The organism is Paenibacillus tuaregi (assembly GCF_900086655.1).
GTDB classification, from domain to species: Bacteria; Bacillota; Bacilli; order Paenibacillales; family Paenibacillaceae; genus Fontibacillus; species Fontibacillus tuaregi.
The window spans coordinates 175,132-201,242 of record NZ_LT575476.1 but is presented as its reverse complement, the minus strand read 5'-3'; the positions used below and the strand labels follow the sequence as shown (position 1 = coordinate 201,242).

Here is a 26,111-nt window from a genome sequence, read left to right as displayed (position 1 = left end):
ATTTCAATCCTTCCTTCCATCGCTCTTCCCATTCTCTCACCATTATAACGGTATAGACTGGGCTAATGAAAAAAGCGAACTGGCTTATATCCTCCGAAAACTGTACAATCTGAAAATGAAATCTTGAATAAAGCGAGGATCACGTCCATGAAAGCATTACGATCTATTGTCTTACTGCTGCTGAGTATACTGATTCTGGCTGGCTGCGGGTTGACTGCAGAGAAGACACAGCCCTCCCACAATCCCACCAGCTTTGAGGCGGTGGCAAGCTACATCCGCGAGCACCACCAGCTGCCGGACAATTTTATCACCAAAAAAGAGGCAAGGCGCCTGGGCTACCCACAGTCCGGTAATCTGAACGAAGTTGCGCCTGGAAAGAGCATCGGAGGGGATGTGTTTCAGAACCGGGAAGGGAAGCTGCCCCGAAAAAAAGGGCGGACCTGGTATGAGGCGGATATCAATTATACAAAAGGGCCGCGGGGCAAGGACCGGATCGTGTTCTCAAGCGATGGCTTAATCTACAAGACGGAAGACCATTACGAAACGTATCAGCAAATGAAATAATGCTGAGGAGAAGTGGAGGAGTTCCTATGCACAGCATTACTTTGGATGGCAGCCAACTACATACCCGCGAAGAGCTGCATGCGGCTTTGAGAGAAGAGCTAGAACTGCCCAGTCATTATGGTAATAATCTGGACGCTTTGTGGGATTGCTTAACCGGGTGGGTGAACATGCCCGTAACCATCCGGTGGGTGCATTTTGAGGAAAGCGAGAAGAAGCTGGGGGAGTACAGCCAGCTTGTGCTTCAGCTTTTTAAAGATGCTGAAGAGGAAATTCCAGGCTTTCAATTGTTAGTTGAATAACAAGAAGACAAGAACCGCTCTTTCCACATGGGAAAGGGCGGTTCTTCGATGATGTGTATTAGAATCCCACAATTAATTTAGTCAGCTTTAATAGTTGTCTGATCTGGTCTTCATTGTGTTGTTCGGAATGCAGCATATGTTATGTTCCGGAAATTGTCGCTGAATCAGAACCGTTGAGCATGTGTATCATCTGCCCTAAGCTGCTCCGCCGGTTTATCTGCCACGAACCTTGACGGGCTTCACTTTAACCGGTGCCGAATCCGGGCTTGCCCCTAATCTGTTCTCCGCAGTCACAACATAGTAGTAGTGCTTGCCGTTCTCCAGACCTTTGTCCGTAAAGCCCGGTGTCCGCAGGTTCCATGCTATGGTTGTGTATGGACCGGCACTCTTCGCGGCCCGCTTCACGGTGTAACTCTCCGCTCCGCTTGTCTCGCTCCACTTGAGTGTAACCTGCCCATTGCCTGCGACTGCCTTCAGGCCGGTCGGAGCCGCCGGAGCTGTTTTCACCCCAAGATCGTAGGTTTTGATGTTTGGCAGCTCATCCAACGTAACCACGTACTCATGGTTGTAGACCTTCTTCAGATGATCAAGTGAATTCGCATTTCCATCGAAGGCTCCCCACGTCGTGAACCAGCTCCAGTCAGCATGATACACGGGCAGCAGGTCCGGGTCCGGAATGGCCCCGTTCTCCGTCATGGCCACAAGCTTGCGGTCTCTTCCAAGCGATATCAGCTGATCGTATTTGCCCATCTGTGGACTGTAATCCCCCGCAAGAGGATAGGAATCGTAGCTGACTATGTCCACCACATCGTCTCCCGGGTACCAATCCGGCGACATGGAATTCCATACCCAGATCAGGTTGTTCAGGTGATGATAATTGGTTAACCGGTCGTAAAGGATACGGTATAACTCCTTGCAGGGCTCTGCTCCCTTGGCCCCCCACCAGAACCAGCCTCCCTCCGCTTCGTGGAGCGGACGGAAGAGTACAGGAACATTCGCATCCTGCAGCCGCTTCAGCTGAACGGCTATCGCATCGATATCCCTGAGAAGCAATGTGTAGTCCTCAGAGTCCGGGTGATCCAGCGCATACTGAATGTCGAAGGTTGTGGAGTCGGTGTAGAATCCCCTCCACCACTCTTTACCAGGCTGATTGATCAGATCCTTCGGCGCGTTCCAATGCCATACGAAGCTTACGATCCCCCCTTGGCGGTCCCAATCTATCGCCTTTTCAATCTCGGTGGTCGCAGCGCCTAGCTCTACCCGGGATGGCGAGTAATCCATCAGATCAAATCCAACCATGGCCGGCTTCTTCCCTAGGTTGCTCTGTATCCATGCTACATTGGAGTAATCCTGCTGTCCTGACAAGATCTTCGAACCGTAGCTGTCAACCAAATAGCTCATGAGCGACTTCACCGCCGAAGAAGCCCCAGGATTGACTAAGGCTTTGGATACTTGATGAGCGGCCGGAGCAGCAGCCGGCTCAATGGCAAAGTAGTCGATTTCATACATGCCCCATCCCTTATCGAGCCGGATTGTATTTGTTCCTTTGTTCAGCAGTGCCTTGGTCACTGCCATCTCGGTAAAGCCTGTAGTTTGCTCAAAATCAACACTCCCCGCCGCTGTGCCGTTAACGAACAGATACGCTTGCTTGTATCCGTACGGAGAATGATAGCGGATCGTGATTTGATACAAACCGGCACTCGGAACCGACACGGCTACCGCTAAAGAATCTCCGTCATTGTCGAAGCTGGTTACATATCCGGTGCCGGAGTATCCCTGCGTATCTTTAGCTGCAGCTGTACCGGTTAAAGTACCGCTCTCTGCCTCGAAAATCCGTGAGCTCTTCGCTGATGCGGACATCGGAACGATCGCTAACAATAATGAAATAATGATTAACAGGACGCTTGTTCTCTTCAAAATTTTATTCCTCCCCTTTCATGGTTGGTCTCCCTACGAAGTACCAGTCTTTGCTGCTCCCTAACTTTTAGGCATAGGTTCAAATCCTCTTGTTTCGTCACACCACCTCCTTTATTGATACCGCTTTCATTTTTTCGCTTTTAAATTGTCTCCGGCCAACTTACCGAAAGATCAACCCGAACTGGTAAACCGGATTTAGGTTGGTCTTTAAGATAAACCTGGCGGCCTGCTGCCAGCCGAAGGCCGGTAACAAGCCGCCGTTGAAAATCTGTTTCTAGTCTCTGCTTGCCATGTCGATGATCATAGCCAAATAAACCGGCGCTGTTCTTGTTATGAACTTATTTCTCAGTTAGTGGACCACAGCTTGATCCGGTTTTGAATATGCTTCGTGTAAGCCTCTTCCATATCTTTAACTCCGGCCTTATCCAGCTCTGCCATGTACGCATCCCATATCTTGTCAAAGTTCTCTGGCTTGGCCATAACCGCCTCTGGAATACGCTTCCAAGTAATATCCTTCATCTTAGCACCCAGAATAACGGCAGGGTCGTCGTTAGGCAGAGACATCGTGTAAGCCGCTCCATAAGCTCTCGGCTTGAATTCTTCCTCTTTAGGGAACAGATCCTTCCAATGCTCCGCCTTATAGGCCTTCAAGGTTTCCTTCTCCGCCTTGTTGTAGGTTGCAGTCAGCATTTCCGGATAGTTGCGGGTGAAATAGTTGCCAGTCGAGTCCTTGATGCCATCGCCATAATGGACCATCATGTTCCAGTACAAGCCCATACCGGACTCTTTGGTGAACGCCGCATTGTCGTTGTCCATCCGCTCCTGCACAGCGGGAATGATCTTCCGCTTGCCATTCTCTACGGTGTAGTGCTTTCCTTCAATTCCCCAGTTGTTCAGGATCTGCCCTTCTTCTGATGCCAGGAAGTCAAGGAACTTGATCGCGCGTACCGGGTCCTTACACTTGCTGGAGATCGAGATTCCATACCCTCCGTCGAAGCCGGCCGGCCAAAAGCTCGTATCCTTATACTCCTTGCTCATTGTGACCGGATAGTGACCGTAGGTCTGGTCGAATTTGCCGGCCGCTTTCAGCGCATTCTGCCCGTCGCCATAGTCCCATTCCGGGTCTGCCAGGCCCAGCACCCTGCCTGAGGCTATCTTTGCCTTAAACTGGTCCGTCTTTTGCACGAAGCTCTCCGGATCAAGCAGACCCTCCGCATTCATGTGGTTCAGCCAGCGGAAGTAATCCTTTTCTTCCGGACGACGGAAATGGTAGGTAGCCTGGTGTGTATTCTGATCAATGTAGTATTCCCCGTCGTTGGGGCCCCCGGTTGTCAGGAATGCCGAGTTCGTCACCTGATACATATGCCAATCGTCTGCATTCAGGGACAAACCGATATTCTTGTTCCCGTTCTCGTCTGTCGGATGCTTGGTGATATAATCTTTAATCACTTTTTCATAATCCTGTACCGTGCGAATCTCCGGATATCCCGCTTCCTTAACAACACGGTGCTGGAGCTCGAAGCCTTCGTCAGCCTTGATCTTCTTCTCATCAACGGCGGACCATGTTGGGATGGCATAGATGGCCGGATCATCCAGACTGTACTTGGCCCGCACAATCTTATCGCCCAGCATTTTCTTGATGTTTGGCGCATGCTTGTCGATAAGATCCGTCAGATCGATGATGGCGCCAGCATCAACCAGCTTGCCGACATCCGCCTTGGCGGCGATCAGATCCGGATAATTGCCTGTTGCAGCAATTAATGAAATTTTCTGTACCGGGTCTCCCACAGCGAACTCAGCATCCAGGGTTACGCCGGTTTTTTGAGTGATAACCTTGCCGACTTCGTCCTTCATATTATTCCAATTCGTACTGGGGTCTTCGGAGAAATAAGTGAGTGTGATGGGCTCTAAGCTGTCCCCGTTACCACTTGCTGTATTGCCCTCGCCCGAGGATGAGCTGTCATTTCCCCCGCAGCCTGCAAGAGCGCCCACTAAAGTCAGTGACACAAGCAGTGCTGTAAACATCCTTTTTCGTCTAGATTTCATGAACATGCGACCTCCCCATATGAAAATGATTTGTATAATACAGGCGGTATACGTGGATACACCTGTCTGCACCCGTTTAACTCTTGACCGCACCCAGCGTCATGCCTTTAACGAAATATTTCTGCAGGAAAGGATACACGATAAGAATAGGCACTGTAACAATAATCGTGATGGCCATCTTCACCGATTCCGGCGAGACCTGTGCCATCCGCTGGGCCATATTGGCGGCGTCCTGGGAATTGGTTGCGCTTGTCGTGGTGCTTTGCAGAATTTTCATCAGCTCATATTGCAGGGTCGTCAACGATTCATTGGACCCATTGAACAGATAAGTGTCGAACCAGGAGTTCCACTGTCCCACTGCCAAGAACAGCGCCACGGTGGCAAGTGCCGGTTTACACAGAGGCAGAATGACGCGCCAGTAGATCGTAAAGTCATTTGCGCCATCCAGCTTAGCCGACTCTTGCAGGGCATAAGGCAGGCCGTCGATAAAGGAACGGATCACGAAGACGTTGAACGCGCTTACGAGTCCCGGCAGAATGTAAACGGCAAATGTATTAATTAGATTCAAATCCTTCATTAGGATGAACCCCGGAATCAAGCCCCCGGACACATACATCGTCACGGCAAGAAAGACGGAGATAAATCTTCTCGCTTGAAAGTCACTCCGTGCTAGCGTATAAGCCAGCATCGAGCCGCTGACTAGGCCCAGCACGGTGCCGATGATGGTCCGCAGAACAGAAATCTTAAATCCGGTGATCAGCCCCCCGTAGTTGAAAATCAATTCGTAATTTTTGAAGGTAAATTCCCTCGGCCAAATGGTAATTCCCCCTCTAACGGTATCCACCGAATCGTTAAAGGAAATCGCCAGCACGTTTAGGAACGGATAGATGGTTAGAACGGTCACCACCGTCATGGAAAGATACACAAATATCCCCAGGATGCGGTCTTGTGGTGATTTTGCTTTAAGCTTGCTTGTTAATCTGCCGACAGATTTGGTGCTTCTGACAGCCTCCATATCATCCTTCCTCCCTACATGATGCTTTCTTTGGTAAAACGCTTAAAAATTCCGTTAGCCGCAAACAACAGGATTAGGCTGATCACTGAATTGAAGATATTGATTGCCGTCCCGAAGGAGTAGCGCCCCATCCCAAGACCATAGTTAAGCGCATACAAATCAAGCACCTCAGAGTAGTCGATGACCATGTGATTGCCCAGCAGGAATTGCTTCTCAAAGCCAGTCCCAAGCAGATGTCCGATAGACATAATCAAGAGAACAATGATGGTTGAACGAATCCCCGGCAGCGTGATATGCCACATCTGTCTGAGCCGGCTGGCACCATCCACCCGCGCAGCTTCGTACAGCTCAGGGCCAATACCGGAGATGGCAGCCAGATAGATAATGGCATTCCAGCCTGTCTCCTTCCAGATGTCGGCACCGGTTACAATTCCCCAGAACCAATTCCCCTGGGCCATGAACTGGATCGGCCTATCAATAATGTGCAAGCCCATCAGGATATCGTTCACGACACCGCCGTCCGTCGAGAGCATCTTGGTGACAATGCCTGCCGCAACTACCCATGATACAAAATGCGGCAAATAAGATACGGTCTGTACGAATCGCTTCATAACCTGAATCCGGACCTCATTGAGCAGCAGAGCAAAAACAACCGGTATAATAAAACCGGCGACCAGGCCCATGAGGCTCATGGCAAGTGTGTTCCTGAGTACCTGATAGAAATGCCCATCCTGGAACAAGGTGCGGAAATGATCCAAGCCGACCCATTTCTGATCAAAGAAATTAACGCCCGGTCTATATTTCTGGAAGGCCATTGTCCAGCCCCACAGAGGCAAGTACTGGAAGACAAAGACCCAGAGAACAAACGGAATGGACATGAAGTACAGGTATTTCTGATTTTTAAATACCTTCCAGGCATTCTTCTTTTTCTCTTTGTAAGCGCCTTCCCTTTCTAGTGTTGCCGCTTTCATAATTCCTTCCCTCCCTTGAATTCCATCATAGATCAGAGAGAAGGCTCCGCCCATATCACGGATTTCGGAGAAAATCATCTAGAAATTATGGATTTTTATAATCCGATGGGGAGCGGCCCTCGTACCTTTTGAATTTGCTGTGAAAATAGTTCACGTTCGTGTAGCCGACACGCTCGGCCACTTCGTATACCTTCATCCCCTGACCCAGCAGCTCCTTGGCCTTCTCAATGCGGACTCTGTCCAGATAAGTGTTGAAGTACTCCCCGGTCTTGTTCTTGAACAGCTGCCCCAGATAGGCTGTGCTGTAGTTGAGCAGCCCGGCTAATGTGTCGAGTCTCAGGTTCTCGGCGTAATGCCTATGGATGAAGCTGATCATCTTCTTCAGCTCCTGCTCCTTGCCTCCCGGCCCGGCGTCCTCTGCCAGTGCAAGCAGGAAACGGTGGGTCTCTTCCAGGAGATCGTCCAGAACCTCATATTGGAGAATCCCGTTCAAGAAACGGGACACGGTCTCGGCTCCCATCAACTTCTTGTGTGAGCCTTCGGTCAGCTTATGAATGACCGCGTTGGTTAGAAAAAAGAAGGATTCCTTGACAACCTTCTCATCCTGTCCTTGTCTTAGGAAGAATGCTGCCGCCTCGTCCAAGAGTGGGCGTATCCCCGAATGGTTTCCAACATCCAGACTGTAATACAGGCGGAAGATGATCTGCTCCGTTATCTCTTCGGTGTCGCCGTCACTAGACAGCCAGTCTGGCTCTGGCAGAGGATAAGGATACACCGGAGGGTTTGGCCCCAGCAGCCGGTCCTTCTCACCGAAAAACGCCTGTTGAATCGATTCCTGAGCTTTTAAATAGGAATGGCAAATTTCTTCAGGCGAAGACACCACTCCTCCGGTAGCAGCTGTAAACCGCAGCCCGTTCGCCGAGCTCCGGAGCTCCCGGTACAGCTTCTCCCGCCGCTGCCTCCCGCGCAGTGGCTCCTGGAGAAGAAGGATAGCGTAGGGGGGACGGAGGATTACGGCCCCCCTGTACTCTCCTTCGATGAGCGGTCTCCACACCTCTGAAAGCCGGTACAGCGCATCAGCACGGCCTGCTTCGGGAACCTGCGGGGTAACGGCAATGACCTCATAGCTGCTCCACAACAGACCAGCTTCTTCAGCCATGCTTACCAGCTTGGCCGGTTCTATGGCTTTCTCCTGGGGATCAAGCAGCTGATGCAGCAGCCAACCCGGGTTCACCGCCTCTACGAATGGCTGCGCCCGCTTCATCCGCTCCTCTTCAATACGCTCACGCACCCGCTTTAAGTTGGCTGCCATTTCTTCCGTATCCACAGGTTTCAGAATATATCCTGTCACTCCGTACTTAATGGCCATCTTGGCATACTCGAAGTCGGCATATCCGCTAAGAATAATAAAGTGCATCTGATGGCCGGAGGTTGTCAGATTCCGAATCAACTCCAGCCCATCCATTAGCGGCATACGGATATCGACAATAGCGAGGTCCGGAGTTTCCTCCTTAATGACTTCCAAGGCTTCTTGTCCGTTGGCTGCCGTGGCTGTAACGGTAAACCCCAGCTGCTCCCACGGAATCAGAGTCTGAAGACCTTGACGAAGCTTAGGCTCGTCGTCCACAATAACTACCTTAATCAATTGGGCTCACCTCCTGGAATAACAAACATAATGCAAGCTCCGAAGCCAGGTTCACTCTCGATAACCAAGGCGCTTGATTCCCCGTAAAGCAAGACTAGCCGGTCGTTGACGTTCTGCAGACCGATGCTCTTGTCCTCATGCTGCTTAACAGGTGAGGCAAGCTCCTTCCGTACCTGGGCAAGACGGCCAGCCGGGAACCCTGTCCCGTTGTCACATACCCGGACCCGGACACCTTCCCGGATCTCTCTTACTTCCACCACAATGACACCACCTTCCGCCCGGTTATCCAGGCCATGGATGATCGCATTCTCCACCAAGGGTTGGATAATCATCGGCGGCACAGACAGCTCCTCCAGCTTCGTATCCGCCTCCAAGTGGTACTTCAAGCGGTCTTCGTACCGGAACTTCTGAATATCAAGATAACACCGCACCCGCTCAAGCTCCTCGCGCAGCGAAATCCTGCCGTTGCCCGCCTCCAGACTGCTGCGCAGCAGCTTGCTGAGCAGCCATACCGCCTCAGCAATATCATCCTGTCTGCGGATATGGGCCTCCATCCGGATCGATTCCAGCGAGTTGAACAGGAAATGGGGATTAATTTGACTTACCAGCATCTTGAACTTCATCTCATTCTGTCTTTGCTCCACCAGACTCTTCTGACGGTTCGTCTCCTGGACCTCATCTACCAGCTGGTTTACGTTTCTGACCAGCGCGTTAAACTGCCTGGACAGCACGCCGATTTCATCTTTTCCATCGATATGAAGAAACGTATCCCAGGAGCCTGCCCCCACCTTGGTCATATGCCGGCTCAGGCGGAGGAGCCTCTTGGACAGCAGCGATGCTGAGGCATAGATCAGCAGAACTGCAAATACAAGGCTGGCCGTGATCACGACGATGCCGAGCCGGATGACCTGATTGGCATCACGGGTAATCTCGGATACGGAAAAAATAGAAATAATGCGCAGCCCATTCCAGCTGTTCTGCGGATTCAGCCTGGCGATAACGACCTTGGACGCTTTGCCGCCCAGCAGTGTATCGTAACTTCCCTCCTGCCCGTTAAGTATGTTTTCATCAGCATGGATCTCTGAAAGATTCTTTCCGAACATGCCTGGTTCATTGGAAGCCACAATCCGGTTCTTCGTATCCACGATTAAAGTAGGGAACGATTCCTGGTCCAGAATGGAGCTAAGCGGCTGCTTGCTCACATTGATAACCAGCACCCCTTTTCGTCCCAAGGAATCCAATGAAAATGAACGAATCAGACTAAGATAGTCGGTACCGCTGCGTTCATCCTTAATCAAATTCCAGCCTGCGAGCCCCTTCTGCTCTATGGCCTCCTTGTACCAGCTCATGTTAGTGATCGTTGGGTCAGGCTGAATAAACTCCCAGTTGTTAAGTGCTCCCGGATTAACCGCATAGACGCGGATGCCGGAAATTTCTTTGTATAACTGGAGATAGTCGCGAATATCCGTGTAATCCCGGTACGTCTTCACGACCTCGGCATAGCTGCTGTACTTTTGACTGGCCACCCGCTTCATGCGGTTGTCGTTGGTTAGTCGGTAGGAGATATCCAGCGGTACGTTGATCAATTCTTCCATACGCTTCTGGACACGCTCCACATTGGTGGAGATTTGCTTAAAAGCGTCCTTAATCACAATCTCACGAAGCTTCCCGATGAGAAGCAGGCCGCAGAGCAGTAGGGGAAGTACGGCTGCTGAAATAAACGTAAATGCAAGCTTCTTCTTCATCTTCATGTCATTCATGATGCGGATAAAAAGCATGGTTGACCCTCCCCTGCCAAGTTTGCCTACTACATGCAAAATGCCCCTTTTTGAATAAAAGGGGCATAACTTTATCGATTGTTCAGGCATTACCTGTTCCTGGACTATACGTCAGTCACCTTTCAGGATGTTACCGCCCGGAGTCTGAACCATCCGCTCTCATAGTCTTTCTGTTGGTAGGCAAGGGTCAGACCTAACTGCATAAGTCTGTCTCCTCCGTGGATTGACGTTTCTCCGTTATTTCCAGGTTGAACTTCGTATTCAAGTTCCGGATTAAGTCCGTCAAGACGCAAGCTCCGCAGAGGCGCGTTCGGTACAGCCATCACTTGGAAATAGTAGACGACAGCCTCCTTCTGGTCTTCCGACACAAACATCCAGGACGACTCGTTCCCTTGGAAAGGACTCTTAAGCCGGTACAAGTCCCCCTTCTGAACTAAACCGCGAATCTCCTTATAGGCTGAGACTTGGCGTTTGACGATCTCTTTCTCTTCATCGGTAAATTTCGTCAGATCCAGTTCATATCCGAAGTTCCCGGACATAGCGACATCTCCCCGGAACTCCAGAGGTGTCATCCGTCCAACCTGATGGTTCGGAACAGCCGATACATGTGCCCCGATGGCGCTAACCGGATACACCAGGCTAGTGCCGTATTGAATCTTCAGCCGTTCCACCCCGTCGGTGTTATCGCTGGTCCAGGTCTGAGGCATGTAATACAGCATACCCGGATCAAAACGTCCGCCGCCGCTGGAACAGCTCTCGAACAGAATATGCGGGAATGCGGAGGTGATGCGCTCCAGCAGCTCATACAGTCCAAGGACATAGCGGTGGGCCGTCTCGGATTGGCGTTCCGGTGGCAGAGCGGCAGAACCGATCTCCGTCAGAGCACGGTTCATGTCCCATTTAACGTATGAGACCGGCACCGTTGTGAAGATGGCGGAAAGCGAGTCGAAAATATAATCGCGCACCTCCTGGCGGGTGTAATCGAGCACCAGCTGCCATCTGGCTTCACTGCGTCTTCTTCCCGGAACATGCAGGCACCAGTCCGGATTCTTCCGGTACAGCTCGCTGTCCGGTGAGATCATCTCAGGCTCGAACCAGAGACCGAACTTCAGGCCCTGCTCGTTAACGCGCTGGGCGACATCCGCCAGTCCGTCCGGCAGCTTCCGGCGGTCTTCATACCAATCGCCGAGCGACGAATTGTCGGAGTCCCGCTTGCCGAACCAGCCGTCATCCAGGACAAACAGCTCAATGCCAAGCCTTGCTCCTTCTTCCGCGATCGAGACCAGCTTGTCGGCGTCGAAGTTGAAATAAGTTGCCTCCCAGTTGTTGACCAGGATCGGCCGTTCCTCGTCCCGGAATTTCCCGCGGCAGAGCCGGGTCCGGTACAAGCGGTGATATGTACGCGACATGCCTCCAAGGCCTTGGCCAGAGTATACCATGACAGCCTCAGGTGTCTGGAAGCTCTCGCCAGGACTAAGCAGCCAAGCGAAGTCAAACGAGTTCAAGCCGATGCTTACCCGGGTGGAGCCGAATGAGTCCACTTCCGCTTCAGCTTCAAAGCTTCCGCTGTACACAAGGCTAAAGCCGTATGCCTCGCCATGGCTTTCCGTGGTCTCTGGAGTGACCAGAGCGGCAAAAGGGTTGAACTGATGGCTGCTCATGCCTCTTTTACTATCGATCCGGGTCTCACCTTGATGAATCGGCTTGCGGATAATGTTAGCTTCTCTAGCCCAGGCTCCCGTCAGATACATCATCTCTAAATCACTCTTGCCGGAGAAATCGACACTGGCGCTGAGGGCACGGCGAAGCCGGAGATTGTTGTCCCCCGCATTACTCAAACGGGCTGAACGGGTGATCACGTTTCGATCTGCAAAAATCGTGTAGCTAAGAATGACCTTCAAGCCTGAATAGGCATCCTTTAATTCAAGCTCCAGTGTCTCCGCTTCGGCATCATCCTCGGTATATACAGCCGGAAGCCCTGATAACGATGGCTTTCCCTTCAAAATCCGGTATCCTTCGTACTTCAGCTCCGTGATCCGGGTTCCATCTTCCAGTTCTGCCTGGTACGCCGGGTTACGGAAGTCCCCACTCCCGTACTGCGGATACTCTTGGGGCAGCCGGTCAAGTCCGGCCTTTGCCGGGGTATGAATCAACAGATCATCCATCTGCTCCCGGTGCTTCAGCCTGCCTCCCCAGTAGACATGCAGTGGATACCCGTCTACGATCTGAATCATATAACTCATGCCAGGCGACTGCAGATGAAACAGCCCGGTTTGCTCCTGAACAAACACGCCCATGAATATACATCCTCTCTCTTTAGAAGTGATCCTCTACGGACATTACTCTCTTAAAAATCACATAGAAGACTGCTTCTCCATAATATGGTTTAAAGCTTGATTCGATATGACAACGTAATGGTTGAGTCTTCGAAAACACTATATTATATTTTAAATACTGAGTACATGGCATGGTGCTCACTAAATATGGCACAATGCTAGATACGAGATAGAAGGGTAAGGGGAGACTTGCCGTGATTGAATATTTGCCGCGCAGCAAGCATCATTCGGAACTATATCTGACCCAATTTGGTGTGGAGAATTGCATACCTGGGCATTTTTATGGTCCGGCCGTAAGGGAGCATTATTTGCTGCATTATATTTTAGACGGGGAAGGCGTCTTCGAGGTGGGTGGAAGGAGGTATCATCTGAAAAAGGGACAGGGGTTTCTCATCTGCCCGGACATCATTACTTATTATCAGGCTGATGCTCTAAATCCTTGGTCTTATTGCTGGGTTGGATTTCATGGGACATTGGCTGAATGGCTCCTCAAGCAGGCCGGTCTTACGCAGGCATCCCCGATCCTGCACTATGATCGGGATGACATGATCTATCAATACCTGGAGTCGATGATCGAGTCGAAAGCTTATGTTAAGGCTCAAGAGACCAGACTGACCGGGCTGCTGTACATGCTGCTATCGCTGCTTGTGGAGTATGGCCCGGCAGTTCCCCCAAGTGAGAAGGAGAGCCGGGCGGAGATTTACGTGGAGAAGGTGACGGATTTTATCGAAATGAACTATGCCCAGAAAATTACGATTGAGGATATTGCCCATTTTATTGGACTAAATCGAAGTTACTTGGGCTCGTTGTTCAAACAACAGATGAATGCAAGCATTCAGGAATATCTGGTCCGCTACAGAATCAACAAAGCGTGCGAAATGATGGAGAATGCCGGGCTGTCGATCGGCGATATCTCCCGCTCGGTTGGTTATAACGATCCTCTTCTTTTCTCCAAAGTGTTCAAGAAGGTCAAGGGTATCTCACCTAAGCATTACCGGGCGGAGGTCCGCTTCCAGCTCCAAGCGGCTGAACCGCAGGGACAGACCCGGGATTGAAGTGAATTAACTGTGGTTACTACACTTACGGGAAACCGTTATTTCACCCGATAGTAGCCTCTGCAAAATTCAGATTTATTCGGTTTTATGAAATTGCTTGGCCCTAAGCTACAATTATGCATGATCAAGATTGTCATATTGGAGAACCCAATCTACATAATAGAAGGAGCGGATTTGCTGTGTTTGTACTACACCATGTGAAATATAAGGACATCCTTGATATCGACCATCTGGATATCCCCTCCGGACAGATTACCTGTATTGTCGGAGAGAGCGGGAGCGGCAAAACGACCCTGTTAAAGCTGCTAAATCACCTGATCAGCTGTGATGAAGGTGAGATATGGGTGAATGATGTCCCCATTTCCGAATGCGATCCTATTGAGCTGCGCCGAAACGTCGTTATGCTGACGCAGAGTCCTACCATTTTCAAAGGGTCCGTACGGGATAATTTGCAGATTGGGCTTGAATTCTCGGGTAAGCCTGCTGCCTCGGAGCATGATTTGCTTGAAGCACTGGAAAAGGTCCACCTGCGAAAAGAGCTGGATAAGGATGCCGAGTCTCTATCCGGGGGAGAGAAGCAGCGGCTGGCCTTAGCCAGAGTGCTGCTGATGGAACCCTCCGCCCTGCTGCTCGATGAACCCTCCTCGGCACTAGATGAGGATACTGCACAGTTTGTTATGGAGAAGCTGGCCGAATATGTCCGTCCCCGGCAGAAGACCATGATTATGGTCACGCACTCGAAGGATTTGGTTGCGGCCTTTGCCGATCATGTCATTGAGGTCAGTAAGGGCCAAGTTATTGCACGAGAGGCGGTGTAGCGGATGACCGGGAATGGAAGTATAGATCTGTCCTTTTGGCAGCTAGCTGCGGCCTATATCTTCATTGTTCTGCTGCTTATCATTGTAAAAATCAGAGGCATCGACCGGGAGAAGGAAATCCTCGTGTCCTCGGTACGCATGACCCTTCAGCTCATTCTTGTCGGGTATATCCTGGCATATGTGTTCAAGCACTCTCATCCCTTATACACGATTGGGATCACGGCCATTATGCTGATCTTCTCGGTATATAACATTTATAAGCGTACCAAGGCGCCATTATCCGGAGAGATGAAAAAGATCATCGCGGTCTCCATGGTGACAGGTACTGTCGCCAGTCTCGGTTATTTTATCCTTGTCGTCTTGTGTGTATCTCCCTGGTATGATCCGATGTACGTGATCCCCATCGCGGGGATGATCATCGGCAATGCAATGACGGGAATTTCACTTGGCGTAAATCACTTGCTTGACGGGATGAGCTCCAAGAGACACCTTGTGGAGGGGGCTCTTATCCTCGGTGCCACGCCCAAAGTGGCCTCCAAGCCGATCGTCAATCAAGCCTTCGACGCCGCCATGCTGCCTACGATTAATTCCATGGTGGGCATGGGCATCGTCTTCTTACCCGGCATGATGACCGGGCAAATCCTTGGAGGCGCCTCCCCTGTTGTCGCGATCGAGTATCAAATCGCCATCATGCTGGGGATTGTGGGCAGTGTATCGCTGAGCGTAATCCTGTTCGTGCAACTGGGGTACCGGACGTTTTTTAATTCGAGAAGTCAGATGAAGGGGTAGTACCTCACTCTCTCCCATCAGCAAGGGGAAGACTACCGATCTAATCACATTTATTTGAATTTCAACGTCATTAGATATGCAACAAACAAAATACAACAACCTGTTATAAATGGAGCAAACATATGAGCATCAAATAGTAACCCGGCAAGAATGGGGCCGATGATATTGCCTAAACTCATGTAGGCATTATTCATCCCCGCCACATACCCTTGTTCGTTTCCGGCCAGCTTCGATAGTTGGGTATTAAGAGCTGGGCGGAGTATAGCTGTAGCAAAGAAAATACCGGAGGTGATCAGGAAGATACTCCAGAAATCCTTAACAAAAATAAGCACGATATAAGCACATGAGTTGATCAGAAGAGCGCCTTTGATCACCATTTTCTCACCAAACCTCTTAATTACTCTGGCCACCATCAATGCCTGCATGGCAACGCCAATAATAGCGCCTGTCGTCAGAATTATGGCAATACTTTGAGGTGAGAACTGAAACCTTTTCGTCACATACAAACCGAGAACCGACTCATAATTAGCTAGCCCAAAGGTCATCACCAGGACGAGAATAAAGAGGATGGCGTACTTGGATTTCAAGGATCTCGCATATTGCTTAACGAGTGACTCCTTCCGCGTAACCACTTCCCGTGCGGCTCTCATTTGCTCCTTCGACAGGCTTTCGGGCAGACATAACATTGAAAAGACGACTCCAACCACAGCCGCACCTGCCGCCACATAGAGTGGAACCCTCGTTCCATACCCTGCAAGAATCCCCCCAAGCCCAGGTCCAATCACAAATCCGAAGGACATGGCTGCGGCTAACAGGCTGTTCCCTTTGGCACGCTCCTCCGTTGTGGTGATATCAGCTACATAAGCCATCATTGGCGGCACAATCAAAGCTGCAGCCACTCCCTCCAGCAAACGGGATGTATACAGCATCCACAGCGCATCTCCGACAGCAAAGATAAATTTAGCAGCGGCAAAAACAATGACGCCCGTAACGATGAACACTTTTCTTCCATAACGGTCAGACTGCTGCCCGGTGATTGGGGATAATAGGAACTGTGTAACCCCATAGGCAGCTACTAACAGTCCCATCGACTGCCCGTTAGCTCCAAATTCCAGGATCAATTGTGGCAGAATGGGAGTAATCAAACCAACCCCGACCATAACAATGAATATATTGATCATGAGAATAGCGAGTATAATTTTTTTATTTGTTAATTTAAACATACTGATTCCTCCTTACTTTCTCGCAAAATAGCAGGAAACTTCAATGGTGTAAACGGCATTTTGTTCGCCATACAAAAAGCCCCCTTATCCATTTCTGGACAGGAGGCAGACAAGAACACAAACAAAAAGATACACGGCTCCCTTTAAAAAGGAGCCTGATCCTATTGTTGATATATAAAAGCCCGCACTAATCCTATCCAAAAAAATCGTAAGGTTACGATATTTCTTATATGGAACAGGATTAGTAGATCATTGGCTTAAGGTCACCCTTTCGGTTCTTATTCCTTACAACATATCATAAGGGGAAAGACTAAGTACCGGATAAAACTTTTATAGCGATTCTTTCTTGCTGGTATTCTTAATGTGATGAAGAGCCAATAAGTTGCTCGGCAATGCTTTTGGAAAGGGATAACGTATCAATTTCAGCAGGCATCGCATTGATATTAAGGGTTTGTACATAATCTCCGCCGCGAGTTCCACCTGCGAACGTTGCGAATCCTGGAAAGTTGCCGCCATGCCCCCAAATCGTAATACCATTCTTCAGCTTTGTTCCAAGGATCCCCAAGCCGTATTCACCTACTGGAATTTTCACCCCAGTTAACATCTGATCTAAAGTAGCTGGTTTTAATAGCTTGCCACTAAGTACAGCACGAAAGAATGTATTCAGATCATCCGCTGAGGAGATTATAGATCCCGCAGCAGATGCCCAAGAGGGATTCATTTCGGTTCTATCTATGAATTGTCCGTCGAGTATGAAGTATCCTCGAGCATGTTCACCTGGAATAAACGAGTAATCGTCGGGCACATAAGTGCTCGTTAGATTAAGGGGAGCTATGAAACGTTTCCTAATATGTTCCCCGTATGTTTCTCCAGTAGCCTTCTTAATAATCATCCCTGCCAGTACTGTATTCGTATTGGAATAAACCCATTTCTCTCCAGGCTTAGAGATTGCCTTCATGTTCAGCCCAGTACGAACTAATTCATCATCAGAAAAGGAATGTAACGGGTTTGGGAGTAACTTATCGAGAATATCCTTGTGTTCCGAATAGTCAGGAATGCCGCTTGTTTGGTTTAATAGTTGCCGAATCGTGATATGCTCCCCTTCATACTCAGTACCTTTAACAACATCAGGCAGCCATTTTTCTATCGTGTCATCCAGGCTCAGTTTTTGTTCATCAACAAGCTGAAGAATGACCACTGCAGTAAACGTCTTTGTTAGACTACCGATACGGAAAGTAAAGTTCGTCTTAACCGGATCAGTACCGTAAATGCTTGCTTCACCAGAAGCATATGACCATTTTGATCCTTTGTTTGAGGAAGCTACAATTACGCCCGGTATATTTTGATGGTTAGCAGCTTTATCGATAAGTCGCTTGGCTTTGGTCTGCGAATCTTGACTGTAAGTAGTAACGAGGGGATCCGTCTGCTTAGCAAAACCAGTTCCTGATAATGGCAGTAATAGAGTTGCGGCAATCATTGTCGATACAGTGAGCATAGAAATTTTGTTCATTTCGTTTCTCCTTTTGATTAAGTAATCGTCGTATTATTCATTCATTTGTGATGGAGTGACCTTTTTGATATAGAAAAAGATGTCAAATGTCTTGCCGAATGCAGCGTCTACAAACAAAGGTATTTGAGGTCCCAATGTTGTTACTCCGGCAAGTAGAGGACGGGTTTCATCTAACCAAGTTTTCACCGAACCGCTTGCTTTGCGCAAGTCTACAAAAAATTGATCATGTTTGACTTGTCCGACGGTATAGTTAATGCTTTTGGGGTCATCGACTTTAACCGTTCCATAAGGACCGAATTTGCCACTTTCATTAACAACGTTATATGAACCTGAATGGGTTGAAGTCCCGATGGATACGTATTTGTCACCGTAATGTTTAGCCAAATGTTGTCCTGACATCTCCGGATATACGAATGGAAGAATATTGGTTTTGGCTATATGTCCGTTATGACCCCATACCATGGTTTTCCCCCATTGTTCTTGTGTCCACTTCGCATTTTCATACATTGCAATATCATGTCTTAAGAAGAACTCCGGCGTTTGTTCAGCTGAAAACATATGAATAAATTGCTCGATAATACGGGCGCTATGCAGTGCCCATTCGTAAGCTTCTTTTTGCTTGCCGGCATTAGCTTTATTTTTTTCCAACAGCTCAATAATAGACCGGGCATTGGAAAGATGCTTTTCTTTCTCTTCTTTCGACAGTTTCTCAAAACTTTGCTCATCTTTTGTTGCGGGAATAAGCTCTTTCATTTTGTTATTTAATTGAGAAATCAAATTCGGATGATATTGCTCGATATAGTCCGAAATTTTGTTAAACACATGTTCATCTAATTTCTTTTGATCCATCCCGATTATACGTACTTTGTTGGGATGTTTGGGATCGGCATTGTAGTCACGAATCCATTCCAACATTTGCGTTATTTCTTTATTGTTAAACCAGGGGCTAAGAATTTTGCTTGGATGCCCTTTACCTGTAAGAACATATTGATCAAGCATCAATGCTTGCCCCCAGTTCTCTTCTAAGACAAGGTTTGTAAACCCCAATTCCGTAACCAAATACTGTACGATGCGGTGTTTCATCGTGAATATTTCATGCATGCCATGAGAAGCTTCGCCTAAACCAACAATAGGAGCAGATCCTATCATCTCTTTAAGTGGTTGTAAATCTTCCAAAGAAGCACCAGGCTCTGTTGTTGTTAATTTGCTTGCATTCTTCTCCAGCCACTGTAATGGAGTCTGTTTGTCCTTCACGGCAGTTTCAAGCTTAGATGCAGGCGTATTGCCCGCACTGGATGATGTTGATGGGTTTCCTACTGTGGAACAACCGGCCAAACTTATACATATTGTAGTAAGCGCCAACCTCGTTAATAATTTCTTGTTCATTTGTTTTCTTTCTCCTCCTCAGGGTTATTGTTTGACATTCAGTGCAAAGCGATTTGTCTCCCCGAGTATTGCAGTATAATTGTCATACTGCCAAGATGCCGTTATGTCACCATGCTGAATTACTGTCATATAACGGCTTATTGCCATTACTTTCTGGGGACGAACGACAGAAGCTTGTTCCTTGGATGAAAGCGCTACAAACGGCGGTAGAGGAGGCGGCGGGATCGGTCATTTTATCGGATAATGTCATACTGTCAAGATGATGTTGTGTCACCATGCTGCGTATTACTGCCATATGAACGGCTATACTGAGAGTTAATTAGAAAATAAGGGGCCACAACGAACCCGGCTGCCCCTAGAGTAAGCAGCACGATGATCCACCATCCTTCGTCTAAATAAAAAAACGGCCCTGACTTAACCAAGTCAGAGCCTGTTCCCCTTTATATACTCTCCTGCTTTAACGCATGGATAATGTTCTCCTTCTTCACTTTCGTGCTGGAATATAACATAGCCGAGCCAACCATGAGAAATACCGCGGCAATGGCAGTAAGGATGCTCATCCAAGGAAGGGCAAACTGGTAGCTGAATTTGTTCGCCCATGCCCTATAGATCATATACATGACGGCGATGCTGATAGGAAGCCCAAACAGCAGGGACTTCGCCCCATAGAAAATACTCTCGTAGTTCATCATTTTGGCAAAGCCCTTAGGCGTCATTCCAACCGATTTCAGCATGGCGAATTCCCGCTTTCGTAGGGAGATGCCCGTAGAAATTGTATTAAAAATATTCGCAATAGAAATCGCTGAGATTAACACGATAAATCCATAAGAAAAAACAGACAGTAAAAGAACTTTCTGTTCATCGTTTTTTCTCACTTGAAACACATTATAAACCTGCAGCCCCGCCTCTTTCATTTCTTCGATGTCCTGCTGTGTCTTCAAAGGCTCTGTGCTGTTCAGATAGAGATAGGTCTGTACGGGTTCCGCGCTTTTACCCTTTACCCACTGGTTCATAACTTGTTCCGAGACGATGAGATTTAACCCACCTACGCCTACTGGTTCCAATCCCATAGGAGCTTGATCGGTCAAAGCTGCAACGGTCACTTGGCCTGCACTCGTCTCTTCCCCTGTGTTCTCATCAGTTTCAACCAAGTCGAAGCTTTGGCCGACTTTTGCATGAATGGCCTTCGTTTGAACATACTTGCCTGTATTCATATCTTTATAATGAATCGTATCCAGCACGATGGCAGCGGGATGATTCGGGTCTATTAACTGCTTGTAATCAGCGCCGACCGCTTTGGCATAGGCTCGCAGATTCGCATCATTTAACGCATGGATCTTCATGTCGTAAGGATATTTCCCATTCTGAAGGTTACCCTGATCCTTCTTGACCGTCTCTTGCAATTCATCCGCAATGGAAGATTCCTCGACCAAAGCCTTCTTATAGAACTCGTGAATCTCGCTGTATTCGGTCACACCTTCAAAGGATGTAATCGACTGTAACAGCCGGTCGTCTATTCTTTTTCCATTTCCGTAGGCTACTTGAATATCGCAGTTGACACCTTCCCCCGAGAGATCCAGCGACTGCTTCAGACTGGATGTAAAGAAGGATACCGTCAGAAACAGGACGATGCTGATGACGAGCGAAAAGACCGTGGCATGATATCTCCGCTTGTTTCTTTTCAGATTCTTCAGACCGATCTCCCCTTCGATCCCGAAGAGCTTGCGAATGAGCTTTGATGTTCTTACCGCTTTGCCCGTAAGCTTTATATCATCGGTCTGGCGGATCGCATCCATGGCGGAGATCCTGGACGCTTTTACAGCGGGGAGATAGGTCGAAATGAAAATCGTCAGCATGGAAACCGCACAGGCAATCAAGACGGATATCGGTGTAATGATCATTGTCAGTTTTTCCGTAACCCCTAATGCCCCCTGGATCATGGAGTTAATGAATATAAAAGTAACCCCAGTCCCGGCAAGCCCGCATATTACCCCAATCGGAATGCTGATCAGGCCAATGACGACCCCTTCGAAGAACACCGAATTCCTCTTCTGCCTTCTCGTAGCCCCCACACTCGCAAGCATCCCTAAATGGCGGGAACGCTCCGAGACGGAGATCGCAAAAGCATTATAGATGAGCGATACTGAACCCACCATAATGACTACCATAATGATGGCCGATAGGGAGATCAGCGTGCTGTTCGTAGCCCCGCTTTTCGACACACCATAATAATGAAGCAAATCGTGATTAAACTCTACGGATTTGATGTTGTTCTGCTTAGCCAAGTTCTCCGCATGAGTGAACAAGGAACGGTTTACCTTACCCAGCTCAACTGCCGCATCGACCCGGTCGTTCGCCCCCATCATGTTCTCATCGGCATAACTAATAAGGGTGTAACCCGGGGCCCAAGCCGGTTCCCACACGGGACGTTTGATAAAGCCTACCACCGTGTACTGCCTTATCTTCTTATTCTGGAGGGTTTCGGTCAGTTTGTCGTCCGTCATACGCAGTGGTTGGGTCTGATTCAACGGTTGATTGCTGCCATCCTCAAATCGTTCCCCGACATTCAGGGTTAGACGATCCCCGATTTCATACTTTACTTTTGCGTTCGATGCAAGAGCTTCCGAGATAACAACTTCCTTGTCTGTCTGCGGAAGACGGCCCTTGCTTGGTACAACCCCAAATTGGGTGAAACCTTGGGTATTATACTCCTTGATGAACAAATACGGCCTGCTGCTGATTTGTCCCCCTTCAAAAGGGGCATAGCCAAGATCCCTAGAGACCGCAACCGTCCCGGTTGCCCCATCATTCTGGATCGCTGCAAGCTGCCCCTTGTTTACATCTCTATACAGAACGTGCCAGTCCCCGTTCTCGATCATGGTCTGCCTTTTCATCAAATCCAAAAAAGAAAACCCTAGCGTTGAAACGGCCGTCACCATGGCAACCGAAATGATAACACCTATGATCGTTACAAGCGTTCGCTTCTTATTCTGCTTCAAATGCCGAATCGTTAGCTTATTGACAATATTCATGGACGGATCACCTCGTCTTTGGCAATCCTTCCGTCTTCAATAGAGATGATCCTGTCGGCTTGCAAAGCGATCCGTTCGTCGTGTGTAATCACGATCAGCGTCTGTTGAAAGGTTTTGTTCAGCATTTTCAACAGGTCGATGATCTCTTTGCTATTCTTGCTGTCCAAATTCCCGGTTGGCTCGTCCGCCAGCATGATTGCAGGGCTGCCAATAACCGCTCTCCCGATTGAGACCCTTTGCTGCTGCCCGCCGGATAATTGATTAGGCAGATGCCTCAAACGGTGCTGCAAATTCAAAGTCTTCACCAGATTGTCCAGCAGCTGCTTATCTACCTTTTGTTTATCCAGCAAGAGCGGCAGCGTAATATTCTCTTCCACCGTCAGGACGGGAATCAAGTTATAGAATTGGTAGATCAGCCCGATCTGTCTGCGCCGGAAGATCGCCAGCTGTGTTTCGTCCGTGTCATACATGTCCGTATCCTCTACGAAGACTTTGCCGCCAGTCGGCCGGTCCACACCTCCCAGCATGTGGAGAAGCGTCGATTTCCCCGATCCGGACGGGCCAATAATCGCAACGAACTCGCCCTTTTGGACCGAAAAGGAAACACCGTCAAGCGCCTTCACCGCGGATTCGCCTGTGCCGTATATTTTAGACAGATGCTCAATTCTTAAAATCTCCATAGCCATACCTCCTAACAGTTCTGTGAGCATTACTTCTGATTCGACTTCACACAAAACTCACTTCGGAAGATCAGGCTCTCCCTAAATGCTTAATTCCAGATATATACCATCTCTCTAAAGCCAACATCCCATAGGGTTTCATTCCCCTCAATGGTGATCGTAAGCTCCTTGGCCTAGGAGAGGTAAATTGAGCTCATAGCTGGCTCTTGGCGCTGGCCTTCTGCAGATATAGAAAAGAACTCTTCTCCATCAACGGTAATCCTGATGCTGCCACGCAGTTCCTTTCCATCGGGAATTCCATAATTCAAGAAAAAATATACTTCCTCCTTATTGTCTAACGAATATGTATACGTTTTCTTGTTTTTACCTTCGGTGCTGTATACATTATATTTGGGTTTCACGTCTTGACCGCCAATCTTAAGACTGGACGGTTTAGTTGCTGTTGCTATACTTCCAGCACTATCCTTCAATTCGTTGATCGCCACAAAAGGGCCCATGTCTTTGGTGAACACTTGGTCAAGCACTCCGAAGACCCCCCACACCCCAAGCATCAAGACCATACCGGAAATGCCCGTTGCAGCGATATTTCTCCAGATATTTTGGGTACGAAAGCCAAGCTTGTACGCCCCGAATCCGATGGCTGCGCCTATTGAGTTCTGTATGACGTCGTTCATGTCGAAGCTGCCGAGGAAAGTTAGGGCCTGAATGGTCTCAATCACGAGAATGGACAAAATGAACAAGGCCATAAAGCGAACAAAGTTAGTCCGATATAATAGCGGAATCAATATGCCAAAAGGAATGAAGGCTGCGATGTTCCCGAGTCCCACCAAATCCATCACCGTAGGATGTAGAAGATCAGATAGGCTTGGCATCCTGAAGAAATCCTCCGGTAAAAAAATAAAGGTGTACTCCTTGATTAGACCTGCCTTACCTACTCTGCCGAAAGCGAAAAACAAAAAATAAAGAATAAAGAGGGTGTAGAATATCGTGATAGTGAAAATAGTTTTTCGTTGCTGCTTTGAATCCATCGTCTTACCTCCATCGTTCATCTGATGAATATCATTTTATATGTCTAAAATGACTCTCAGGTGACTATGAAGGTGACAGTTTAGTCACTTATGGTTGGTTAAATCACTTGTTTATACAGCTTAATCCGAAACTCCGTGCCCTGCTGGCTGTCGCTCGTTACATCGATCACACCGTTCTGGCTGGCAATAATGCTGTGGGCCATGGCAAGACCAATCCCAATGCTCCCCTCGCCAGCATTCTTCCCTCTATAGAAACGTTTGAAAATATACGGCAAGTCCTCCTTGGGAATGCCTTTTCCGTTATCGGTGATCACAATTTCTGTAAACAGTGCATTTTCTGAAAAAGAAATGTTGATACTCCCGCCTTGATCCGTGTGCTCCACGGCGTTTTTCAAAATATTGATGATAGCTTCTGCCGTCCAATTGAAGTCGCCCACAAAAGAGACATGGTCATCACCCTGAATCGAAACCGTCTGTTCCTTAATATCCATCGGAATAAGAACCGGCTCTAATGCCTTCTGGATAAGCCTTTTCACCGAAATTTGATCCTGTTTGAACTGGATGGTCTGTGCGTCGATTTTGGAGAGCTTTAGTAAAGAAGAGACGAGCCAATCAATCCGCTCCAACTGGATACGGATATTGTGGGTGAACTCTGATCTTTTGGCTGGCGGCAGATCAGGGCTGCTTAACAAATCCGCCATGACCGTCATCGAGGTAAGCGGTGTTTTGAGCTGATGAGAGATGTCGGAAATGGCATCGGTCAGTTTCATTTTATCCCGCTGTAGAAGCGACCGCTGCTCCGATAGCATGAGTGTCATTTTATAAATATCATTCTTCAGAATGCTAAGCTCGCCTTCCTGATTATCACGAACGTCCAGGGAATAGTTGCCGCTGCTAACCTGACGTAAATAGGCGGAGAGCTTCTCCAGCTCGCGATATCTCCAACCCGTGAATACCAGAATGCTGCCCCCAAACAGCATGGATACAACGAAGACAAATATCGCCGCGACGGACGAAAAGAAGGCAGCAGCTGCGGCCGCCGTTATACCGATCGAGCCCATGACGGCCAACAAAATTTGAATCTCCCGATTACGCAGCATCTAATCCCCCACCTTATATCCCAAACCCCGTACGGTCCTGATTATCGCCGGCTGCTGCGGATCATCCTCTAACTTCTCTCTCAGCCGTTTAATATACACGGTTAGTGTATTGTCGTTCACGAAATCACCGGCCACATCCCAAATCTGCTCCAGAAGCTGATTTCTTGATAGAACCTGTCCAATATGGTTGGCAAAAATCAGCAATAAGCGGTACTCTAACGCGGTCAACGATACTTCAGCCCCGTTCTTATACACTTTACCTTCCAGCGTATTAATGCGGACATTGTGCAAATCAATGAATGGTTTGGACTGTGACGGCTTATGGTATCTCCGCAGGACAGATTTGATCCGCGAGAGAAGCTCACGAATACGGAAAGGCTTCGTAATGTAATCGTCGGCCCCCATATCCAGCCCCATAACCACATTGACCTCATCATCGATTGCCGTTAAGAAAATGACCGGAATATCACTCCGCTCTTTGACCATTCTGCACAAATCATAACCGCTCCCATCCGGAAGCGATAAATCAAACAAACATAAAGCGAGTTGATCTAGTTCGTCATCCAGCACCTTTCTAGCAGAAGCAGCATCATAACAAAGGACGGTGGAAAATTGATCCTGCTGCAGCGAATATTCCAGACCAGACGCGATCGTTCGATCATCTTCGACTAATAAAATCTTCATCTCAGTCACCCTAACTGTTGTTTTAAGAATAATTAATATATAAATAAAATGAACTTATGAAGGTACCCTTATAGAGCGCTGCGATGCCAAGTGTTCTTTAAGGCCACTGTTGTCTCCGAAATGCTTGAACTAGATATCCAAGTAGAGGCATTTCGGGGACAAAGGTGGACGCTCCGCTTCTTCAGAATCACTCGGGATCGAAGCTGAGATTGTTAATTTTTTAAAGTTCATTTTA

The 26,111-nt window shown here is 48.5% G+C and carries 19 protein-coding genes and 1 pseudogene; 5 read left to right on the top strand and 15 right to left on the bottom strand.

The window, feature by feature from the left end; translation table 11 throughout:
• The first annotated feature begins 147 nt into the window (after positions 1 to 147).
• Positions 148 to 564, top strand: coding sequence for a ribonuclease domain-containing protein (locus BN6628_RS01330; protein ID WP_068613200.1), 417 nt, complete (start codon positions 148 to 150; stop codon positions 562 to 564).
• Positions 565 to 590: 26 nt separating this feature from the next.
• Entirely contained in the window at positions 591 to 863 is a 273-nt protein-coding gene (locus BN6628_RS01325; protein WP_068613197.1) for a barstar family protein, read from the top strand.
• Between the two features lie 213 nt (positions 864 to 1,076).
• Here the strand turns inward: BN6628_RS01325 and BN6628_RS01320 are convergent, their stop codons facing one another.
• From BN6628_RS01320 to BN6628_RS01290, 7 genes are all read right to left on the bottom strand, one after another.
• Positions 1,077 to 2,780 carry a glycosyl hydrolase gene (locus BN6628_RS01320; protein ID WP_068613191.1) on the bottom strand — a complete coding sequence of 568 codons (1,704 nt, stop codon included), beginning with the start codon at positions 2,778 to 2,780 and terminating at the stop codon, positions 1,077 to 1,079.
• 345 nt (positions 2,781 to 3,125) lie between these two features.
• Positions 3,126 to 4,826 (bottom strand): ABC transporter substrate-binding protein, encoded by a 1,701-nt coding sequence (locus tag BN6628_RS01315; protein ID WP_068613181.1) that lies wholly within the window; start codon positions 4,824 to 4,826, stop codon positions 3,126 to 3,128.
• A 76-nt stretch (positions 4,827 to 4,902) separates the two neighbouring features.
• Entirely contained in the window at positions 4,903 to 5,841 is a 939-nt protein-coding gene (locus BN6628_RS01310) for a carbohydrate ABC transporter permease (protein ID WP_068613179.1), read from the bottom strand.
• A gap of 14 nt (positions 5,842 to 5,855) precedes the next feature.
• Positions 5,856 to 6,812, bottom strand: coding sequence for an ABC transporter permease (locus tag BN6628_RS01305; RefSeq protein ID WP_068613176.1), 957 nt, complete (start codon positions 6,810 to 6,812; stop codon positions 5,856 to 5,858).
• 85 nt (positions 6,813 to 6,897) lie between these two features.
• Positions 6,898 to 8,457: a response regulator transcription factor gene (locus BN6628_RS01300; protein ID WP_068613173.1), complete on the bottom strand. Its 1,560-nt coding sequence runs from the start codon at positions 8,455 to 8,457 to the stop codon at positions 6,898 to 6,900.
• The gene (locus tag BN6628_RS01295; protein ID WP_068613170.1) at positions 8,454 to 10,235 is read right to left on the bottom strand and encodes a sensor histidine kinase; all 1,782 of its coding nucleotides are present in this window, start codon (positions 10,233 to 10,235) and stop codon (positions 8,454 to 8,456) included. Before BN6628_RS01295 ends, BN6628_RS01300 begins: the two co-directional genes overlap by 4 nt.
• 122 nt (positions 10,236 to 10,357) lie before the next feature.
• Positions 10,358 to 12,532, bottom strand: a complete 2,175-nt coding sequence (locus BN6628_RS01290) for an alpha-galactosidase (RefSeq protein ID WP_068613167.1) — start codon at positions 12,530 to 12,532, stop codon at positions 10,358 to 10,360.
• Between the two features lie 233 nt (positions 12,533 to 12,765).
• On the opposite strand from BN6628_RS01290, the gene BN6628_RS01285 reads away from it, so the two are divergent.
• The 3 genes from BN6628_RS01285 to BN6628_RS01275 all read left to right on the top strand — a co-directional run bounded on the left by BN6628_RS01285 (position 12,766) and on the right by BN6628_RS01275 (position 15,233).
• Positions 12,766 to 13,626, top strand: coding sequence for an AraC family transcriptional regulator (locus BN6628_RS01285; RefSeq protein ID WP_068613164.1), 861 nt, complete (start codon positions 12,766 to 12,768; stop codon positions 13,624 to 13,626).
• Positions 13,627 to 13,805: 179 nt separating this feature from the next.
• Positions 13,806 to 14,444, top strand: a complete 639-nt coding sequence (locus tag BN6628_RS01280; protein WP_068613162.1) for an ABC transporter ATP-binding protein — start codon at positions 13,806 to 13,808, stop codon at positions 14,442 to 14,444.
• 3 nt (positions 14,445 to 14,447) lie between these two features.
• Positions 14,448 to 15,233, top strand: a complete 786-nt coding sequence (locus BN6628_RS01275; RefSeq protein ID WP_068613160.1) for an ABC transporter permease — start codon at positions 14,448 to 14,450, stop codon at positions 15,231 to 15,233.
• 50 nt (positions 15,234 to 15,283) lie between these two features.
• On the opposite strand, the gene BN6628_RS01270 is transcribed toward BN6628_RS01275, so the two are convergent.
• The 8 genes and pseudogenes from BN6628_RS01270 to BN6628_RS01235 all read right to left on the bottom strand — a co-directional run bounded on the left by BN6628_RS01270 (position 15,284) and on the right by BN6628_RS01235 (position 25,876).
• Positions 15,284 to 16,456 carry an MFS transporter gene (locus BN6628_RS01270; RefSeq protein ID WP_068613157.1) on the bottom strand — a complete coding sequence of 391 codons (1,173 nt, stop codon included), beginning with the start codon at positions 16,454 to 16,456 and terminating at the stop codon, positions 15,284 to 15,286.
• Positions 16,457 to 16,814: 358 nt separating this feature from the next.
• On the bottom strand, positions 16,815 to 17,966 hold the full coding sequence (locus tag BN6628_RS01265; protein ID WP_068613148.1) for a serine hydrolase domain-containing protein: 1,152 nt from the start codon (positions 17,964 to 17,966) through the stop codon (positions 16,815 to 16,817).
• 33 nt (positions 17,967 to 17,999) lie between these two features.
• Complete coding sequence (locus BN6628_RS01260) at positions 18,000 to 19,352, bottom strand: erythromycin esterase family protein (RefSeq protein ID WP_068613145.1); 1,353 nt, start codon at positions 19,350 to 19,352, stop codon at positions 18,000 to 18,002.
• A gap of 440 nt (positions 19,353 to 19,792) precedes the next feature.
• Positions 19,793 to 22,384, bottom strand: a complete 2,592-nt coding sequence (locus BN6628_RS01255) for an FtsX-like permease family protein (protein WP_068613141.1) — start codon at positions 22,382 to 22,384, stop codon at positions 19,793 to 19,795.
• A complete protein-coding gene (locus BN6628_RS01250; protein WP_068613138.1) occupies positions 22,381 to 23,064 on the bottom strand; it encodes an ABC transporter ATP-binding protein in 684 nt (227 codons plus the stop codon). Before BN6628_RS01250 ends, BN6628_RS01255 begins: the two co-directional genes overlap by 4 nt.
• Positions 23,065 to 23,153: 89 nt before the next feature.
• Positions 23,154 to 24,092 (bottom strand): annotated as a pseudogene (locus BN6628_RS01245) (VanZ family protein).
• A gap of 98 nt (positions 24,093 to 24,190) precedes the next feature.
• Complete coding sequence (locus BN6628_RS01240; protein ID WP_068613134.1) at positions 24,191 to 25,192, bottom strand: sensor histidine kinase; 1,002 nt, start codon at positions 25,190 to 25,192, stop codon at positions 24,191 to 24,193.
• Entirely contained in the window at positions 25,193 to 25,876 is a 684-nt protein-coding gene (locus BN6628_RS01235) for a response regulator transcription factor (protein ID WP_068613130.1), read from the bottom strand.
• Between the last annotated feature and the right edge of the window lie 235 nt (positions 25,877 to 26,111).

What these genes read in the sequence shown, in the direction of transcription:
- BN6628_RS01265 (WP_068613148.1), bottom strand. Translation starts at nt 17,966, where the DNA reads ATGAACAAAATTTCTATGCTCACTGTATCGACAATGATTGCCGCAACT.
- BN6628_RS01270 (WP_068613157.1), bottom strand. Translation starts at nt 16,456, where the DNA reads ATGTTTAAATTAACAAATAAAAAAATTATACTCGCTATTCTCATGATC.
- BN6628_RS01305 (WP_068613176.1), bottom strand. Translation starts at nt 6,812, where the DNA reads ATGAAAGCGGCAACACTAGAAAGGGAAGGCGCTTACAAAGAGAAAAAG.
- BN6628_RS01255 (WP_068613141.1), bottom strand. Translation starts at nt 22,384, where the DNA reads ATGAATATTGTCAATAAGCTAACGATTCGGCATTTGAAGCAGAATAAG.
- BN6628_RS01295 (WP_068613170.1), bottom strand. Translation starts at nt 10,235, where the DNA reads ATGCTTTTTATCCGCATCATGAATGACATGAAGATGAAGAAGAAGCTT.
- BN6628_RS01240 (WP_068613134.1), bottom strand. Translation starts at nt 25,192, where the DNA reads ATGCTGCGTAATCGGGAGATTCAAATTTTGTTGGCCGTCATGGGCTCG.
- BN6628_RS01250 (WP_068613138.1), bottom strand. Translation starts at nt 23,064, where the DNA reads ATGGAGATTTTAAGAATTGAGCATCTGTCTAAAATATACGGCACAGGC.
- BN6628_RS01325 (WP_068613197.1), top strand. Translation starts at nt 591, where the DNA reads ATGCACAGCATTACTTTGGATGGCAGCCAACTACATACCCGCGAAGAG.
- BN6628_RS01290 (WP_068613167.1), bottom strand. Translation starts at nt 12,532, where the DNA reads ATGGGCGTGTTTGTTCAGGAGCAAACCGGGCTGTTTCATCTGCAGTCG.
- BN6628_RS01235 (WP_068613130.1), bottom strand. Translation starts at nt 25,876, where the DNA reads ATGAAGATTTTATTAGTCGAAGATGATCGAACGATCGCGTCTGGTCTG.
- BN6628_RS01275 (WP_068613160.1), top strand. Translation starts at nt 14,448, where the DNA reads ATGACCGGGAATGGAAGTATAGATCTGTCCTTTTGGCAGCTAGCTGCG.
- BN6628_RS01315 (WP_068613181.1), bottom strand. Translation starts at nt 4,826, where the DNA reads ATGAAATCTAGACGAAAAAGGATGTTTACAGCACTGCTTGTGTCACTG.
- BN6628_RS01260 (WP_068613145.1), bottom strand. Translation starts at nt 19,352, where the DNA reads ATGAACAAGAAATTATTAACGAGGTTGGCGCTTACTACAATATGTATA.
- BN6628_RS01330 (WP_068613200.1), top strand. Translation starts at nt 148, where the DNA reads ATGAAAGCATTACGATCTATTGTCTTACTGCTGCTGAGTATACTGATT.
- BN6628_RS01310 (WP_068613179.1), bottom strand. Translation starts at nt 5,841, where the DNA reads ATGGAGGCTGTCAGAAGCACCAAATCTGTCGGCAGATTAACAAGCAAG.